The organism is Brachybacterium horti, assembly GCF_054777615.1.
Genome location: NZ_BAAHAM010000001.1, coordinates 164,307 through 180,697 on the forward strand (window position 1 = coordinate 164,307; position 16,391 = coordinate 180,697).

The 16,391-nt window shown below is 75.3% G+C and carries 13 protein-coding genes; 7 read left to right on the plus strand and 6 right to left on the minus strand.

The genetic code is table 11. The features are described from left to right. Positions 1-2: 2 nt before the first annotated feature. On the minus strand, positions 3-731 hold the full coding sequence (locus tag ACYVAP_RS00800) for an MBL fold metallo-hydrolase (protein ID WP_498859156.1): 729 nt from the start codon (positions 729-731) through the stop codon (positions 3-5). Positions 732-942: 211 nt separating this feature from the next. Here ACYVAP_RS00800 and purS point away from each other — a divergent pair, with 211 nt between their 5' ends. Further along, positions 943-1,194 (plus strand): phosphoribosylformylglycinamidine synthase subunit PurS, encoded by a 252-nt coding sequence (purS, locus tag ACYVAP_RS00805; protein ID WP_498859157.1) that lies wholly within the window; start codon positions 943-945, stop codon positions 1,192-1,194. Beyond that, positions 1,194-1,919: a phosphoribosylformylglycinamidine synthase subunit PurQ gene (purQ, locus tag ACYVAP_RS00810; protein ID WP_137770156.1), complete on the plus strand. Its 726-nt coding sequence runs from the start codon at positions 1,194-1,196 to the stop codon at positions 1,917-1,919. Before purS ends, purQ begins: the two co-directional genes overlap by 1 nt. A 102-nt stretch (positions 1,920-2,021) precedes the next feature. On the opposite strand, the gene ACYVAP_RS00815 is transcribed toward purQ, so the two are convergent. Together ACYVAP_RS00815 and ACYVAP_RS00820 are read right to left on the minus strand one after the other, a co-directional pair. After that, entirely contained in the window at positions 2,022-3,272 is a 1,251-nt protein-coding gene (locus ACYVAP_RS00815) for a class I SAM-dependent methyltransferase (protein ID WP_498859158.1), read from the minus strand. After that, positions 3,269-4,321, minus strand: a complete 1,053-nt coding sequence (locus tag ACYVAP_RS00820; RefSeq protein WP_498859159.1) for a pirin family protein — start codon at positions 4,319-4,321, stop codon at positions 3,269-3,271. Before ACYVAP_RS00820 ends, ACYVAP_RS00815 begins: the two co-directional genes overlap by 4 nt. A 39-nt stretch (positions 4,322-4,360) precedes the next feature. On the opposite strand from ACYVAP_RS00820, the gene ACYVAP_RS00825 reads away from it, so the two are divergent. Both ACYVAP_RS00825 and ACYVAP_RS00830 read left to right on the plus strand, forming a co-directional pair. Then, positions 4,361-5,497, plus strand: a complete 1,137-nt coding sequence (locus ACYVAP_RS00825; RefSeq protein WP_498859160.1) for a serine hydrolase domain-containing protein — start codon at positions 4,361-4,363, stop codon at positions 5,495-5,497. A gap of 95 nt (positions 5,498-5,592) precedes the next feature. Continuing rightward, complete coding sequence (locus tag ACYVAP_RS00830) at positions 5,593-6,558, plus strand: nucleoside hydrolase (RefSeq protein WP_498859161.1); 966 nt, start codon at positions 5,593-5,595, stop codon at positions 6,556-6,558. Between the two features lie 22 nt (positions 6,559-6,580). Here ACYVAP_RS00830 and ACYVAP_RS00835 read toward each other — a convergent pair whose 3' ends face one another. The 3 genes from ACYVAP_RS00835 to ACYVAP_RS00845 are packed head-to-tail and all read right to left on the minus strand — an operon-like array spanning position 6,581 to position 10,175. Beyond that, the gene (locus ACYVAP_RS00835; protein WP_498859162.1) at positions 6,581-7,486 is read right to left on the minus strand and encodes a hotdog family protein; all 906 of its coding nucleotides are present in this window, start codon (positions 7,484-7,486) and stop codon (positions 6,581-6,583) included. Between the two features lie 5 nt (positions 7,487-7,491). Beyond that, the gene (locus tag ACYVAP_RS00840) at positions 7,492-8,832 is read right to left on the minus strand and encodes an SDR family oxidoreductase (protein WP_498859163.1); all 1,341 of its coding nucleotides are present in this window, start codon (positions 8,830-8,832) and stop codon (positions 7,492-7,494) included. Between the two features lie 29 nt (positions 8,833-8,861). Beyond that, positions 8,862-10,175 (minus strand): acetyl-CoA C-acyltransferase, encoded by a 1,314-nt coding sequence (locus ACYVAP_RS00845; RefSeq protein WP_498859164.1) that lies wholly within the window; start codon positions 10,173-10,175, stop codon positions 8,862-8,864. Positions 10,176-10,346: 171 nt separating this feature from the next. Between ACYVAP_RS00845 and ACYVAP_RS00850 the strand changes: the two genes are divergently transcribed. The 3 genes from ACYVAP_RS00850 to purL all read left to right on the plus strand — a co-directional run bounded on the left by ACYVAP_RS00850 (position 10,347) and on the right by purL (position 15,563). Continuing rightward, the gene (locus ACYVAP_RS00850; protein WP_498859165.1) at positions 10,347-10,973 is read left to right on the plus strand and encodes a TetR/AcrR family transcriptional regulator; all 627 of its coding nucleotides are present in this window, start codon (positions 10,347-10,349) and stop codon (positions 10,971-10,973) included. Next, positions 10,970-13,135 (plus strand): acyl-CoA dehydrogenase family protein, encoded by a 2,166-nt coding sequence (locus tag ACYVAP_RS00855; RefSeq protein ID WP_264451622.1) that lies wholly within the window; start codon positions 10,970-10,972, stop codon positions 13,133-13,135. The genes ACYVAP_RS00850 and ACYVAP_RS00855 overlap by 4 nt, the downstream gene beginning before the upstream one ends. 100 nt (positions 13,136-13,235) lie before the next feature. Further along, positions 13,236-15,563 carry a phosphoribosylformylglycinamidine synthase subunit PurL gene (purL, locus tag ACYVAP_RS00860; protein WP_498859166.1) on the plus strand — a complete coding sequence of 776 codons (2,328 nt, stop codon included), beginning with the start codon at positions 13,236-13,238 and terminating at the stop codon, positions 15,561-15,563. Positions 15,564-16,391 lie beyond the last annotated feature (828 nt).

Sequence of the window (16,391 nt, forward strand, 5' to 3'; positions counted from 1 at the left end):
GCTCAGAGCTCGACCTCGCCGTCCACGCCCCAGTCGCGCACCTCGGTGCCGGCGGGGGCGAGGGCGGCGGACTGCCGCAGGAAGATCGGGCGGCCCAGCTCGCTCGCGACCGCCTCGTGGACGGGCAGGGCGAGCACGGGACGCACCTCACGGAGGAACTCGATCGTCTCGCTCATCTTCGACCAGGGGGCGACGACGGCGAAGGCGAGCACGTCGATGCCGTGGAACTCGGGGACCGGTTCGAGGGAGTCGCCCGTGATCCCCAGGCGAGGCCCCTCACCGGCGCGGAGCACCAGGCCGCAGTTGCCCACGCGCGGGATGTCCGGGTGGATGATCGCGTGCCGGCCGCCCACCGCCTCGATCCGCAGCTCCGGCTCCCCGGCCGCGGCGGGGAACACGTGCGCGGCCCCCGCGGCGAGCGAGAGGGTGCGCCCCCGCTGCACGGCGGGCCCCTCCCCCATCGGCCCCGCGTCCGCCTGCTCGAGCAGCGTCGCGGTCTCCGGCTCCGCGACGACCACGGCGTCGGGGCTCGCGGCGAGCACCTCGGCGAGCAGCGCGCGGGAGACGTGATCGGTGTGCTGGTGGGTGATGGCGACGACGTCGATCGCGGAGAGGACCTCGGGGCCGAGCGCGCGCACGGCCTCGGCGCTGAAGGCGCCCGGGTCCACGATGACGCGGCGGCCCCCGAGCTCGACGAGCAGGCACGAGTGGACGAGATGGCGGATGCGCATGGCGGGACCTCCTGGCGGGGCGGGCGCTGACGCACAGCACGGTACGCCGCCCGCCCGGGACCCGCGGCGGGGCGGCGGATGCCCGGCGGCGGGCGACCGGGCGCCGCGGGCCCAGCAGTCGATACGATGGCCCCGCAGACGCTCGCGGCCGTGCCCTCCGGGGCCGCCCCGGGCCTTCGCCCACCCAGCGCCGTCCCCCAGGAGAACGCCCATGCCACGCGTCGTGGTCCACGTCATGCCGAAGCCGGAGATCCTCGACCCGCAGGGGAAGGCCGTCGCCGCCGCCCTGCCCCGCCTCGGCTTCGAGGGGATCGCCTCCGTGCGCCAGGGCAAGCGGTTCGAGCTCGAGGTGGAGGGCGAGGTGACCGAGGACGTCCTCGCGACGCTCCGCGAGGCCGCCTCGACGCTGCTGTCCAACCCGGTGATCGAGGACGTCGTCGCCCTCGAGGTCGAGGACGCCTGATGCGCATCGGCGTGGTGACCTTCCCGGGCACCCTCGACGACCGGGACGCCCTGCGGGCCGTGCGCCTCGCGGGCGGCGAGCCCGTCTCCCTGTGGCACGGCGACGACGACCTCCAGGCCGTCGACGCGGTCGTGCTGCCCGGCGGCTTCTCCTACGGCGACTACCTCCGCGCGGGCGCGATCAGCGGCTTCGCCCCGGTGATGGGCAAGCTCGTGGACGCCGCGAAGGGCGGGCTGCCCGTGCTCGGCATCTGCAACGGCTTCCAGATCCTCTGCGAGACGCACCTGCTGCCCGGCGCGATGATCAAGAACGCGCACCGCTCGTTCCTGTGCCGGGACCAGCCCCTGCGGATCGAGAACAACCGCACCGCGTGGACCACGGAGTACGCGGAGGGCCAGGTCATCCGCGTGCCGCTGAAGAACCAGGACGGCCAGTACGTGGCCGACGACCGCACCCTCGCGCAGCTCGAGGACGAGGGCCGCGTCGTGTTCCGCTACGTCGCGGGCGCGACCCACGGCCCGGCGGGCTTCGAGGCGAACCCCAACGGCTCGCGCCACGACATCGCCGGCATCACCAACGAGGCGGGCAACGTCGTAGGGCTCATGCCGCACCCCGAGCACGCGGTCGAGGCGGGCTTCGGCCCGGACCAGCCGGGCGAGGGCACCCGCACCGGGACCGACGGGCTGGGCCTGTTCACCTCGGTGCTGCGCAGCCTGGTGGCCTGACCGGCCGCACGGCTCCTGCCGCCGAGAGGCGCGCTCCGACCTCCGGGTCGGGGCGCGCCTCTCGCGTTCCCGGGCTGGTCGACCCGGGGCCCGTCGGGCCGCTCAGCGGCGGCGGGCGCTCAGCACCGTGAAGCGACGGTCCCGGGCGCGCTCGCGCACCGCGCCGATCCGTCGCGCGAGCTCCGCGCGGTAGCGCAGGGAGGAGTTGTGGACGAGCCACAGCTCCCCGCCGGGGCGCAGCACCCTCGCGGCGGCGTCGAGCAGGTCCTGCACGAGCGTCGCGTCGACCGCGGTGCCGTCGTGGAAGGGCGGGTTCAGCACCACGAGATCCACGCCGCCCGGCGCGGCGGCGCCCGGCCCGTCCTCGTCCCCGAGGAGGTCGTCGAGCTCCGCCGCTGCCTCGGCCTCCTCGCGGGTGCGCTCGAGGGCGTCCTCCCAGAGGACGTCGACCCCGTCGCGGTCCAGGCCGTTCGCGGCGAGGGTCGCGCGGGTGGAGAGCACGGCGTCCGCGTCGTCGTCGCTGCCACGCACCCGCGCCCCGGGCAGCGCCGCGGCGAGGTACGCGGTGAGCAGGCCGTTGCCGCTGCCGAGGTCGATCGCGGAGCGGATCCCCTCCGTGCCCCGGCGGAGGTGCTCGTCGAGGGCGTCCAGCAGGAGCAGGCTGCCGGAGTCCGCCGCGGCGCCGCCGAACACCCCGCCGTGCGCGCGCAGCGCGAGGGTGCGCCGCTCGCCGAGCACGGCGACCTCGGCGCCGCCCTCCTGGGCCCGAGGCGCGCGGGCGTCCTCCCGGACCCCGCTCGCGATCAGCGCGCGGGACTTGCCGACCCCGCGGCCGCCCCGCACCTCGGTGAAGGCGCGGGCGAGCACCTCGTTCTGGCTGCGGGTCATGTGCTTGACGCGGCCGCCGGCGACGAGCGTGTGCTCCCGCTCGCCGTCCCCGGAGCGGGCGCCGGCGAGGGCGAGGGCGGTGTCCTCGAGGGCGCGGAGCGACTTGGGCAGGCGCGCGAGGACCGTCAGGCACCCCTCGCCCGCGGCGGCGGCCTCGGCGAGCGCGGCGGGCTCGGTCCCCTCCTCGCCGGCCGTGGCGAGGACCAGGCGGCCGCTCGCGAGCGCCTCGGCGAAGCGTGCGGCGAGCGCGGTGGTGAGGGCGCGGGAGGAGGCGCGGGTGATCACGCGGCCGTCCTCGTGCTCGGCCATGGTCGCGAGGGCGAAGGCGGTGAGCGCGCCGGTCACGTCGTCCAGGACGAGGACGTCGCAGGGGCAGCCGATGCCCTCCTCCTCCGCGGCGGCGATGATCGCGCGGTCCGTCTGGTCGGGGGTGGGCGCCGGGTCGTGCGGCGTGCTGGTGGTCATGCGGGGTGCTCCTCGGGGTGGCCCACGCGGCCGCGGGTGCGCAGCCGTCCGTGGGGAAGGGCGGGGGCGGGCAGGGCCGCCGGGGTGTGCGGGGCGAAGGGGCCGAACTGCTCGGCGTCGGCGGCGAGGCCGGCGCGCTCGCGGGTCAGCGGGTCCACGGCGGTGCCGTCGGGCCCGTCCTCCACGCCGATCTCGACCTGGTAGCGGGCGCGGAAGGCGGCGATCTCCTCGTGGGTGCGGCCCACGAAGTTCCACCACATGAGGATCTCCTCGCCGAGCGGCTCCCCGCCGAGCAGCAGGACCCGCAGGTCCTCGCCCTCCTCGGCGGTGAGGGTGAGGGAGGAGGCGCCGTCGGGCAGGACGTGCAGCTCCCGCGGGGCCGCGGTCGTGGATCGCTCTCCCGCCTCGAGGCGGGCCGTGCCGCGGTCCACGAGCAGTCCGTGCTCGTGGGACGGGTCGAGGTCCACGCTCGCGCTCGTCCCGGCGGCGAGGTCGATCTGGGCGAGGAGGAGGGCGGTGTCGGTCGTGACGGGGCTCGCGTCGGCGAGCACGGCGCCGCCCGCGCGGAGGGTGAGGGCGCCGAGGCCCACCCGCATCCGGGCGGGGCCGCCCGCCTGCTCCGCGGGGGTGGCGACGAGGAACTCGCGCTCGCGGAAGCGGCGGGCGTCGGGCAGCGCATACCAGAGCTGGACGCCGTGCAGCACGGTCGTGTCCGGGCTCGAGAACTCCGAGTGGGTGATGCCGGCACCCGCGACCATGAGGTCCAGGTCGCCGGGGCGCACGAGGGCGTGGCTGCCGAGGGCGTCGCGGTGCACGATCGCGCCGTCGAACAGCCAGGAGACGGTCGCGAGCCCGGTGTGCGGGTGGCGGGGCACGCGCATCCCGCCGGAGGCCTCGACGTCGTCCGGGCCGAAGTGGTCCACGAAGCACCAGGCGCCGATGAGGGAGGTGGCGCGGGCCGGGAGGGTGCGGTGCACGGTCATCGCTCGCGGGCCTCCCAGCGGGACCTCGCGCGGCGCGAGCAGCAGGAAGTCCTCGAACGCGCTCATGCCCGCGAGTCTACGGGCGCGCCTGCGTAGGCTGGCGGCATGACGACCCCCGCGGCTCCGTCCCCCGGCTCCTCCCGCTCCGCCGAGTCCGTGCTCGAGGACGCCGTGCGGCGCGGCGTGGTGCCGGGCGGCATCGTCGCCCGCGGCCGCGATCCGCGACCGGTGCCCGTCGGCGTCCACGGGATCCGCGGGGCCGACGGGACCCCGTGGCGCGGCGACGAGATCGTGCGCATCCAGTCCATGTCCAAGGCGATCCTCGCGGTCGCCGCGCTGCGCCTCGTGGAGCACGGCGCGCTGGGGCTGGACTCGCCGGTCGCGCCCTGGATGCCGGAGCTCGCGGCGCCGCGGGTGCTGCGCCGCCCCGACGCCCCGCTGACGGACACGGTCGCGACCGACGCCCCGCTCACCCTGCGCCACCTGCTGACCTGCACCTCGGGCTACGGCATGGCGCTCACGCCGTCCCCGCTGCAGGACGCGATGCGGGAGGCCGGCCTCGAGGCGGGCGCGCTGCCCTGGCCGATGGACGCGGACGTCTTCGTCGGCGCCCTCGCCACGCTGCCGCTCGTCGGGCAGCCCGGTGCGCGCTGGCGCTACCACCACTCCTTCTCCCTGCTCGGGGTGCTGATCTCCCGCGTGACCGGGACGAGCACCGGGGAGCACCTGCGCACGGACCTGCTCGACCCGCTCGGCATGGTCGACACCGCTCACCGCGTCCCCACCGGTCAGGAGCACCGCCTGCCGCCCGCCCTCGGCGAGGAGGACGGCGCGCTCGTGGAGCGCGAGCCGGCCGGCGGCGGCCCGCTCACCGGCCCCGCCCCGCACGACGTGAGCCACGAGGAGCTCGTCTCCACCGCGGCGGACTACCTGCGCTTCCTCACCGCGCTCCGTGACGGCGCCCTGCTCACGCCCGCGCACCTCGCGCTCATGACCACCGACCAGGTGCCCGCCGCGGCGAAGGACCCCGACGGCTTCTTCCCCGGGTTCTGGGAGACGACCGGCTGGGGCATGGGGGTGTGCACGGTGACCGCCGGTGCGCACCGGGGACGCTGGGGCTGGTCCGGCGGCTACGGCACGGACGTCTTCGTGGACCCCGACGGCTCCGTGGGCCTGCTGCTCACCCAGCTCGAGATGGGCGAGCGGATCGGCCCGCTGCTCGAGGCGTTCCAGAAGAGCTGAGTCGAGCCGGTCGGGCGCCGCGCACCGGGTCGTCGTCATCGAACATCCGCGGATGCGCCATGGGGCGATCATGCCGCAGCCCGTAGGCTCCCGCCATGACGCTCCCCCTCCTGGTCGACTGCGACACCGGCATCGACGACGCGATCGCCCTGACCTACCTCGCCTGCCGAAAGGACGTGGAGGTCGCCGGGATCGTCTCGACCGGCGGCAACGTGCCCGTGGAGGCCGTGCACCGCAACAACCTCGTGCTCACGGGCCTGCTGGGGCTCGAGGTTCCCGTCTCGCGCGGGGCGGGGGCACCGCTCGTGGAGCCGCCCATGTACGCGGAGGACACCCACGGGCCGACGGGCCTCGGCCACGCGGCGCTGCCGGAGCCGGAGCGGGAGGAGGATTCCCGCGCGGGCGCGCAGCTGTGGGTGGACCTCGCCCGCGAGCATCCCGGCGAGCTCGAGGGCCTCGTGCTGGGCCCGCACACGAACCTCGCCCTCGCGCTCGAGATCGAGCCGGAGCTGCCGCGGCTGATGCGACGCCTGCACATCATGGGCGGGGCGATCCATCACCGCGGGAACACGGGACCCACGAGCGAGTGGAACGTGGCCGTGGACCCGGAGGCCGCGCAGCGCGTGCTCGCCGCCTTCTCCGGCGCCCCGCGGCGACCGGTGCTCGGCTCCCTCGAGGCGACCGAGGCGGTGCGCTTCGAGCCCGCGACCCTCGAGGCGGTCGAGGCGATCGCGAGCGGCACGGGGCACCCGGTGGCGCGGATCATCGCGGACGCCCTGCGCTTCTACTTCGCCTTCCACGAGTCCGACGGTTTCGGCTGGATGGCCCACGTGCACGACCCGATCGTCGCGATCCACGCCGTGACCGGCGGCTTCGCCTCGACCTCCCCGCTCGCCGTGGACGTCGAGCTCGCGGGGACGCTCACCCGCGGGCAGACGGTCGGCGACGTGCTGGGCCGCTGGGGCCGCGAGCCGAACGTCGACGTGCTGCGCGAGGTGCAGGCGGAGGCCCTCGTGGAGCATCTGCTCTCGACGCTCCGCGAGGGCCTCTGCCGCGATTGACCCGCCCTCAGCCGACCCGGACTCAGCCGAGCGGCGTCACCGCGACCTCGAAGCAGCGGCGGTCGGGCTTCCCGTCCCGCCCGGGCCGCCAGCCCACGCAGGTGGTCGAGCCGTCGGCCCGGTCCTCGTAGGAGACGAGCACCGTGCCGGGCAGCGTGACGGGGGCGTCGAACTCGACGTCCCAGCGCAGCGGCCGGGAGAGGTCCGGCCGGGCCTCGGTGAGCGCCCGCGCGGCGGTGTACATGCCGTGCGCGATCGCCTTCGGGAACCCGAAGGCGCGGGCGGTCAGGCCGCTCATGTGGATGGGGTTCGCGTCCCCGGAGACCGCGGCGTAGCGACGGCCGGTGTCCGCTCCGAGGGACCAGCGGCCGGTGGGGCGGGGCGCGACGAACTCGCGGCGCCGTGAGGGGGAATCAGCCCCCGTGGCCCCCGCGGCGGGGCTGTCGCCCTTGGCGAGGTACGTGGAGACGTCCGTCGCGATGATCGCGCCGTCCTGGTCCAGCACCGTCGCGACCGCCTCGAAGGTCCAGCCCTTGCGGTGCGCGCGCAGGTCACGCACCCGGCACTCGACGTCGACCGACTCCCCCACGCGCACGCTGCGGTGCTGGAGCAGCTGGTTGCGCAGGTGCACCACGCCCAGCAGCGGGAAGGGGAACTCGTCCCGCGCCATGAGCGCGAGCGAGACGGGGAAGGCGAGGATGTGCAGCACCGCAGGGTGGACGAGGTCCGTCGCGGCGCCGCCCAGCAGGTGGTCCACGTCCCGGGCCCGCTCCGCGTCGATCCGCACCCCGCGCACCCGGTAGGCGAGCGAGGGCAGCGCGGGCTCCCCGCGGCGGGAGCGGCGCGCGCGGGACGGCGTGAGCGCCGCCGCGTACACCGCGGGGAAGGACGGGACGTCCCGGAGGTCCTTGATCGTCTCGGCGGTCACGGGTCTCACCGCCCCACGATGTTCTGGCCGCACACGCGCAGGGTCTCGCCGTGGATGCCGCCGGCCTCGTCGGAGGCGAGGAAGGCGATCGCCTCGGCGACGTCCACCGGGAGCCCGCCCTGGCGCAGCGAGCTCACGCGGCGCGCGAGCTCGCGGTTCAGCGGGGGCATCCGGGCGGTCATCTCAGTCTCGATGAAGCCGGGCGCGACCGCGTTCGCGGTCCCGCCACGCTCCCGGAGCCGCTCGGCGAGCGCGGCCACGAAGGCCATGACGCCGGCCTTCGAGGTCGCGTAGTTGGTCTGCCCGGCGTTGCCCGCGATGCCGCTCGTCGAGGCGAGGGAGACGACGCGCGGCTGCGGGCCGAGCGCGTCCCCGGCCGCGATCAGCGCCTCCATGAGCGTGATCTGGCTCGTGATGTTCACCGCGAGCACGCTGTCCCAGCGGTCCGGCGTCATGTTCGCGAACATCTTGTCGCGGGTGATGCCGGCGTTGAGGACCACGCCGTCGAGCACGAGTCCCCGCTCGCGCAGCTGGGCCACGAGCCGCTCGCCGGCGCCCGCGGAGGTCACGTCGAGCTGCACGGGCACGGCCCGCAGCTCGTTCGCGAGGCGCGCGAGCTCGGTGCCCGCGCCGGGCACGTCCAGGAGCACGAGACGGGCGCCGTCGGCGGCGAGGGTCCGCGCGATCGCCGCGCCGATGCCGCGCGCGGCGCCGGTGACGAGCACGGTGCGCTCGGCGAAGGGGCGCGAGCGGTCCGCCGGGGCGGAGCCCTCGGCACCGTCCACGGCGAGGATCTGGCCGTCGACGTAGGCGCTGCGGGCGGAGAGCAGGAAGCGCAGGGCGCCCAGCACGCTCGGGGCGTCCAGGGGCACGCCGTCGGCGACCTGCACGCCGTTCGCCGTGCCGCCGCCGCGCATCTCGTGGGCGAGGGAGCGCAGCCAGCCCTCGACGCCGCCGCGGGCGGCGTCCCGGGCGGGGTCCTCCCCCGTCGCGGGGCGGGAGAGGGAGACGACGCGCGCGCCCGGGGCGAGGGAGCGCATGGCGCCGGCGAGCGGGAGCAGGATCTCGCCCAGCTCCGCGGGGGCGGCGACCTCGTCGAGGACGGCGACCACGGAGCCGACGGTGCGCAGCTCGTCGAAGCGGCGGCGGACGTCGACGCCCTCGGCGAGCAGCAGGGAGGTGATGGCGTCGGCCCCGGCGGAGCGGCCGAGCACGACGACGGGGCCGAGCACGGGCTCGGGGCGGTCCTCGCGGCGCAGCAGGCGGGAGGGGCGCGGGAGCCCCAGCTGCTTGGCGATGCTCCTCCCCGGCGCGGAGCGGACGAAGCGGGTGTAGGCGTCGGTCATGGTGACCTCGGTTCTCCTTCCCGTCGCGCTCAGGCGACGGACTCGATGAGGGCCACGGTGCCCTGGCCGGCGGCCGCGCAGATCGACACGAGGCCGCGCTGCACGGTCCCGGTCTCGACGTGGCGGGCGTGGAGGTGCTTGGCGAGGCTCGCGACGATCCGGCCGCCGGTCGCGGCGAACGGGTGCCCGGCGGCGAGCGAGGAGCCCAGCGGGTTGAGCTTCGTGCGGTCGATCGCGCCGAGCGCGCCGTCGCGGCCCAGGCGCTCGCGGCAGAACTCCTCGGACTCCCAGGCCTTGAGGGTCGCGAGCACGGTCGCCGCGAAGGCCTCGTGGATCTCGTAGACGTCGAGGTCCTGGAGGGTCAGGCCGTTCGCGTCGAGCAGCTCGGGGACGGCGTAGGCGGGGGCCATGAGGAGCCCCTCGTCGCCGTGCACGAAGTCGACCGCGGCGGAGCGGGCGTCGACCACGCGGGCGAGCGGGGTGAGGCCGCGCTCGGCGGCGAACGCGGCGCTGCCCAGCAGCACCGCGGAGGCGCCGTCGGTGAGCGGGGTCGAGTTGCCGGCGGTCATCGTGGGCTCGGCGACCTGGGGGCTCTTCACGCCGAAGACGGGCTTGAGGCCGGCGAGCTTCTCGAGGGTCGAGTCCGCGCGCAGGTTCTGGTCGCGGGAGAGGCCGCGGTAGCCGGTGACGAGGTCGTCGTGGAAGCCGGCGTCGTAGGAGGCTGCGAGGTGCTGGTGGGAGGCGAGGGCGAGCTCGTCCTGCGCCTCGCGCGTGATGCCCCACTGCGCGGCGGTGAGCGCCATGTGCTCGCCCATCGAGAGCCCGGTGCGGGGCTCGCCGTTGCGCGGGGGCACCGGGGCGAGGTCCGCGGGGCGGATCGCGGCGAGGGCCTTGAGACGCTCGGCGGTGCTGCGGGCGGCGCTCGCGCGGTGGAGGATGCGGCGCAGGCGGGCGGAGACCTCGATGGGGGCGTCGGAGGTGGAGTCGACGCCCGCGGCGATCGCGGAGTCGATCTGGCCCAGGCGGATCCGGTTGGAGACGTGGACGACGGCCTCGAGGCCGGTCGCGCAGGCCTTGGAGAGGTCGATCGCGGGGGTGCGGGGGTCCAGCGGGGTGCCCAGCGCGCTCTCGCGGGTGAGGTTGAGGTCCCCGGCGAGCTTGAGCACGGCGCCGCCGGCGACCTCGCCGAGGCGGGCGCCCTGGAGGCCGTAGCGGGCGATGAGGCCGTCGAGCGCGGCGGTGAGCAGGTCCTGGTTCGAGATCCCGGCGTAGGGGCCGTTCGCGCGGGCGAAGGGGAGGCGGTTGCCGCCGAGGATCAGGGCGTCGCGGGGGCTGGAGTTCACGGTGCACCTCGTTGTGGTCGCGGGTCGGGGTCGGTCCGTCGTCCGGGACGGCCTGCGGGTGGCGGGGCGTCCGGCGGTCGGTGGTCGGCGCCGGGTCGGCGGAGGATCCGTGGCGATCGATCGCCCGTGACCCTTTACATAGAACCGGCGGTACTTGATACCCTACGTACCGTGAATGCGACGACGCAAGCCCCCCTCGACGGCCGCTCGGCCCGCTGGGCCCAGCACCGCGAGCAGCGGCGGGCCGAGCTGCTCGACGTGGCCCGGCACCTCATCCACGACCGCGGCCCCGACGTGACGATGGAGGACATCGCCGCGGCCTCCGGGACCTCGAAGTCGATCGTCTACCGGTACTTCTCGGACAAGGCGCAGCTCCAGCAGGAGCTCGGCCGCTCCATCCTCGCCACGATGCACCGACGGCTCCTCCAGGAGCTGCAGGACCTCGAGGCGGACGGCGCGACCCCCGGCGCACCGGAGCGGATCCACGCCATGATCCGCGCCTACGTCGAGACCGCCGAGCGCTCCCCCGGGGTGTACCGCTTCATCATCCGGCCCAGCGACGGGCTGAACCACTTCCTGGACAGCGTCTCCCGGCTCATCGCCACGTTCCTGCCCGACTCCGTGCCCGCCCCGCAGATGTGGGCCCACGGGGCGGTGGGCTTCGTCGAGGGAGCGGTCGACGCCTGGATGACGCAGCAGGAGGCCCACGCCTCCGACCCGACCACACCCCCGCCGCTCGACGCCGACGACGTCGTCACCCACCTCACCAGCTGGCTCATGAAGGGAATGCACCCGTGAACACCACCGACACGACCCCCGAGGCCGTCGCCTCGTCCACCGCGCACGCGAGCACCGCGACCCCCACCGGTCCGCTGCCCGTCCCGCCCGCCGGCGGCCCCCGCCTCGACGTCGAGGCCGTCTCCGCGGCGCTTCTGGGGCGTTGGGCGGAGGTCCGCCGGGAGGCCCGCGAGCGCGCCGCCCGGCCCGAGATGCACCGCCCCGTCGACGCGACCGTCGCCGAGCACCGCGAGCGGGTCTTCGCCCAGCTGCAGACCCTCGCCGACGAGGGCGTCGCCCGCCCGATGCTCCCCGAGTCGCTCGGCGGCCCCAACGACAACGGCGCCAACGTCGCCGCCTTCGAGGAGCTCGTCGTCGCGGACCCGTCCCTCCAGATCAAGTCCGGCGTGCAGTGGGGGCTGTTCACCTCCGCGATCCTCCAGCTCGGCACCGAGGAGCACCATCGCGCCTGGATCCCGGGCGCGATGAGCCTCGAGACCCCCGGCGCCTTCGCCATGACGGAGATCGGCCACGGCTCCGACGTCCAGTCCCTCGCGACCACCGCGACCTACGACCCCGAGACCGACGAGTGGGTCATCCACACGCCGTTCCGCGCCGCCTGGAAGGACTATCTCGGCAACGCCGCCGTCCACGCGCGCGCCGCGACCGTCTTCGCCCGGCTCGTCACGCGCGGCGTCGACCACGGCGTCCACTGCTTCTACGTGCCCGTGCGCGACGCCGAGGGGAACCTCCTGCCCGGCGTCTCGAGCGAGGACGACGGCGAGAAGGGCGGGCTCAACGGCATCGACAACGGCCGCCTCGCCTTCGACCACGTGCGCGTGCCGCGCACGAACCTGCTCAACCGCTACGGCGACGTCGACGCGGACGGGGTCTACACCTCCTCCATCGACTCCCCCGGACGCCGCTTCTTCACGATGATCGGCACCCTCGTGCAGGGCCGCGTCTCCCTCGACGGCGCCTCCAACCGCGCGAGCCAGCTCGCCCTCACGATCGCGCTCACCTACGCCTCCCAGCGCCGGCAGTTCTCCGCCGCGGACCCGTCCCGCGAGACGGTCCTGCTGGACTACCAGGCGCACCTGCACCGCCTGCTGCCCAAGCTCGCCGCGACCTACGCGGGCGCCTTCGCGCACGAGCAGCTGCTGCAGGCCTTCGACGACGTCTTCTCCGGCCGCGGCGACACCCCCGAGGCCCGCGAGGACCTCGAGACCCTCGCCGCCGCGCTCAAGCCCACCTCCACCCGGCTCGCCCTGGACACCCTCCAGGAGTGCCGCGAGGCCTGCGGCGGCGCCGGCTTCATGGGCGAGAACCAGCTCGTGGGCCTGCACCAGGACCTCGACGTGTACGCGACCTTCGAGGGGGACAACACGATCCTCCTGCAGCTCGTCGCCAAGCGCCTGCTCGCGGACTACACCTCCGAGCTCAAGAGCGTGGACCGCGCGGGGATCGGCCGCTTCATCGCCCAGCGCGCGGAGACCCTCGCCCGCCGCCACACCCCCTGGACCGAGCTCGCCCAGGGCATCGGCGACCGCGGCAACCCGCGCCGCGCCTTCGACTCGATGCGACAGGCGGACTTCCAGGAGGAGATGCTCGCCGGCCGCGCCCGGATCAAGGTCGAGGAGGTCGCGCTCGCGCTGCGGCCCGCCGGGAGGATGTCCCCCGAGGACGCCGCCGCGCACGTCAACAAGCACCAGGTCGAGATGCTCGACGCGGCCCGCGCCCATGCGGATCTCGTGCGCTGGCGCGCCTTCACCGACGGGATCGAGGCGATCGACAGCGAGGGCTCCCGCGCCGTGCTCACCGAGGTCCGCGACCTCTTCGGGCTCACCGTCATCGGGGACGATCTCGCCTGGTTCCTGCTCAACGGCCTCATCTCCACCCAGCGCGGCCGGCAGATCGCCGCGGACCAGCGCCGGCTGCTGTGGCGACTGCGCCCGCACGTGCTCGACCTGGTCGCCGCCTTCGACGTGCGCCCCGGCCACGTCCGGGCGCCGATCGCCCTCGGCGGGGAGAAGGAGCGGCAGGACGAGGCCGCCGCGTACTTCCGTGCACAGCGGGCCAGCGCGGACGCCCCGGTGAGCGAGAAGGTCCTGCGTGACCAGGAGCGTCGCCGCCAGAAGGCGGCCCGCGGGACGGGCGGATCCGCCCGCGGCGCCCGGCGCTGAGCGACCCGGCCCCGGGAGCGGGCGCCGACGTAGGATGGGGCGGGCCGGTCACGACCGGCCCGCCCCCTCTGTCGCCGCCACGAAACGGATCCGACCGCGCATGACCGCCTCCGCCCCCACCCCGTCGGCCCCGCAGCCCGGCACCGAGATCGACACCGTCGAGGACGCCGCGGGCACCCCGGAGCAGGCCCAGCCCTTCGCCGAGCTCGGCCTCAAGGAGGACGAGTACGCCTCGATCCGCGAGATCCTGGGCCGCCGCCCCACCAACGCCGAGCTCGCCATGTACTCCGTCATGTGGTCCGAGCACTGCTCCTACAAGTCCTCCAAGATCCACCTCAAGACCTTCGGCGACCACATCACGGAGGAGATGCGCGAGCACCTCCTGGTGGGCATCGGCGAGAACGCCGGAGTCGTCGACATCGGCGACGGCTGGGCGGTGACCTTCAAGGTCGAGTCCCACAACCACCCCTCGTACGTCGAGCCCCATCAGGGCGCCGCGACCGGCGTGGGCGGCATCGTCCGCGACATCATCGCCATGGGCGCGCGCCCTGTCGCCGTCATGGACCAGCTGCGCTTCGGCGCGATCGACCACCCGGACACCGCGCGCGTGGTGCACGGCGTCGTCTCCGGCGTGGGCGGCTACGGCAACTCCCTGGGCCTGCCGAACATCGGCGGCGAGACCGTCTTCGACGCGGCCTACCAGACCAACCCGCTCGTCAACGCGCTCGCGGTGGGCGTCATGCGCCACGAGGACATCCACCTCGCCTCCGCGACCGGCACCGGGAACAAGGTCGTGCTCTTCGGGGCGCGCACCGGCGGCGACGGCATCGGCGGCGCCTCGATCCTCGCCTCGGAGACCTTCGACGAGGGCGGCCCCGTCAAGCGCCCGAGCGTCCAGGTGGGCGACCCCTTCATGGAGAAGGTGCTCATCGAGTGCTGCCTCGAGCTCTTCCACGGCGGCGTGGTCGAGGGCATCCAGGACCTCGGCGCCGCGGGCATCTCCTGCGCCACGAGCGAGCTCGCCTCCAACGGCGGCTCCGGCATGCACGTGGACCTCGAGACCGTGCTGCTGCGCGACCCGACCCTCACCGCGGGCGAGATCCTCATGAGCGAGTCGCAGGAGCGCATGATGGCGGTGGTGACGCCGGAGAACCTCGAGCGCTTCCTCGCGATCACCGCGAAGTGGGACGTCGAGACCGCCGTGATCGGCGAGGTGACCGGCGACGGCCGCCTCACGATCGACCACCACGGCCGGCGCATCGTCGACGTGGACCCGGTGACGGTCGCCCACGGCGGCCCCACCTACGACCGCCCCTACGCGCGCCCCGACTGGCAGGACGCCCTCCAGGCGGACCGTGCCGAGGACCTTCCCCGCCCCGAGGGCGCCGAGCAGCTCGCCGCGACCCTGCGCGAGCTCGTGGCCTCCCCGAACCTCGCCTCCGCCGCCTGGGTCACCGACCAGTACGACCGCTACGTGGGCGGCCAGACCGCGCTCGCCATGCCAGACGACGCCGGCGTGCTCCGCGTGGACGAGACCACGCACCGCGGCGTCGCCATCGCGACCGACGCGAACGGCCGCTACACGAAGCTCGACCCCCGAACCGGCGCCCAGCTCGCCCTCGCGGAGGCCTACCGGAACGTGGCGACCGTGGGCGCCCGCCCGCTCGCCGTCACCGACTGCCTGAACTTCGGCTCCCCGGAGGACCCGGGCCCCATGTGGCAGCTCGTCGAGGCGATCGGCGGGCTCGCCGAGGCCTGCGAGACGCTCGGCGTCCCCGTCACCGGCGGCAACGTCTCCCTCTACAACTCCACCGGAGAGCCGGGGCGCATCGACTCCGCGATCCACCCGACCCCGGTCGTCGGCGTGCTCGGCGTGCTCGACGACGTCACCCGCCGCACCCCGTCGGGCTGGCACGAGGAGGGCCTCGCGGTGCTGCTGCTCGGCACCACCCGCGAGGAGCTCTCCGGCTCGGCCTGGGCGCAGGTCGCCCACGACCACCTCGGCGGGCTGCCCCCGCAGGTGGACCTCGAGGCGGAGCGCGCGCTGGGGCGCGTGCTCATCGCCGCGCGGGACGCCTCGCTCGCCTCCGCGGCGCACGACCTCTCCGAGGGCGGCCTCGCGCAGGCGCTCGTGGAGTCCGTGACGCGCTTCGGCACGGGCGCGCAGGTCGATCCCGCCGCGCTGCTCGAGCGGGACGGCGTGGACCTGTTCACGGCGCTGTTCTCCGAGTCGCAGGCCCGGGCGATCGTCGCCGTCCCCGCGGTGCGCGAGCAGGAGCTGACCGACCTCGCCGCCGAGCACGGCGTGCCCGCGCTGCGCCTCGGCACCACCGGCGGCACCGCCCTCGACCTCGAGGGCGTCGGCTCCTTCGAGGCGGCCGAGCTGCGGGAGCTGCGCGAGGGCACGCTGCCCCGCCACTTCGGCTGAGCGCCCCGCCCACGACGGCGGGCCACGCCCCGGGAGAACTCCTCCCGGGGCGTGGCCCGTCCCGTTCCCGGGGGCCGGGGCATCCATCCAGCCGTGCGACCTTCTCGCGGACCCCGGCGGGCACCGCGCGCATGGCGGGGAGCGCCTCGTGCAGCGACCGCAGCTGCTCGTCGACCCGGTCCTGGCCGCACCGCGTCGACGGCGACGCGCTCGTCCTGGCGGGTCCGATCGAGATGCGGCGCGCTCGAGCAGCGCGAGGAGGAGGGTTTCGTCCCTCCCTCCCCCGGACGGCACTCGCCGCGGACGCCCACGGCCGCGGGGATCTCGCGGCGGTGCAGCATGGCGATCGACGTGCGGCGGCTGATCTCGCGGTGGTCCACGAGACGTGTCCCGGGCACCTCCGGCCGGGAGAGGTGCACGCCGTCCTCCGCGACGCCGGTCTCCGTCTCGTACGCGTGGACGACGCGCACGCGTGCCGCGACCGCGTCGCGCATGGGGTGATCCGCGAGGTGGGCGACGCCGACGCGCAGGCCCGCCCGCTCCGGGTCGACCGAGCGGATGCCCGCGAGCGGCGCGGCGAGGATCCGGGTCTCGCCGTCGGTGGCGGCCGGGTCCGCGGCGGCAGAATCGGCGGTGATCCCTGTGCCGGAGGCGGTGCTGAGCGCGGAGAGGACCGAGCGCGGAGGGGACGAGCAGGTCGCTCCGGCTCGGAGCCCTCGCCAATCTCGCGGAGAGGTGGTGCGGGGAGGGCGGCGTGGCGGCGGGGCAGGGGCCTCTCCGCACCGAGGCTTCCAGGCTCGACTCCTTGCACGGCCACCGCGCGGTTCC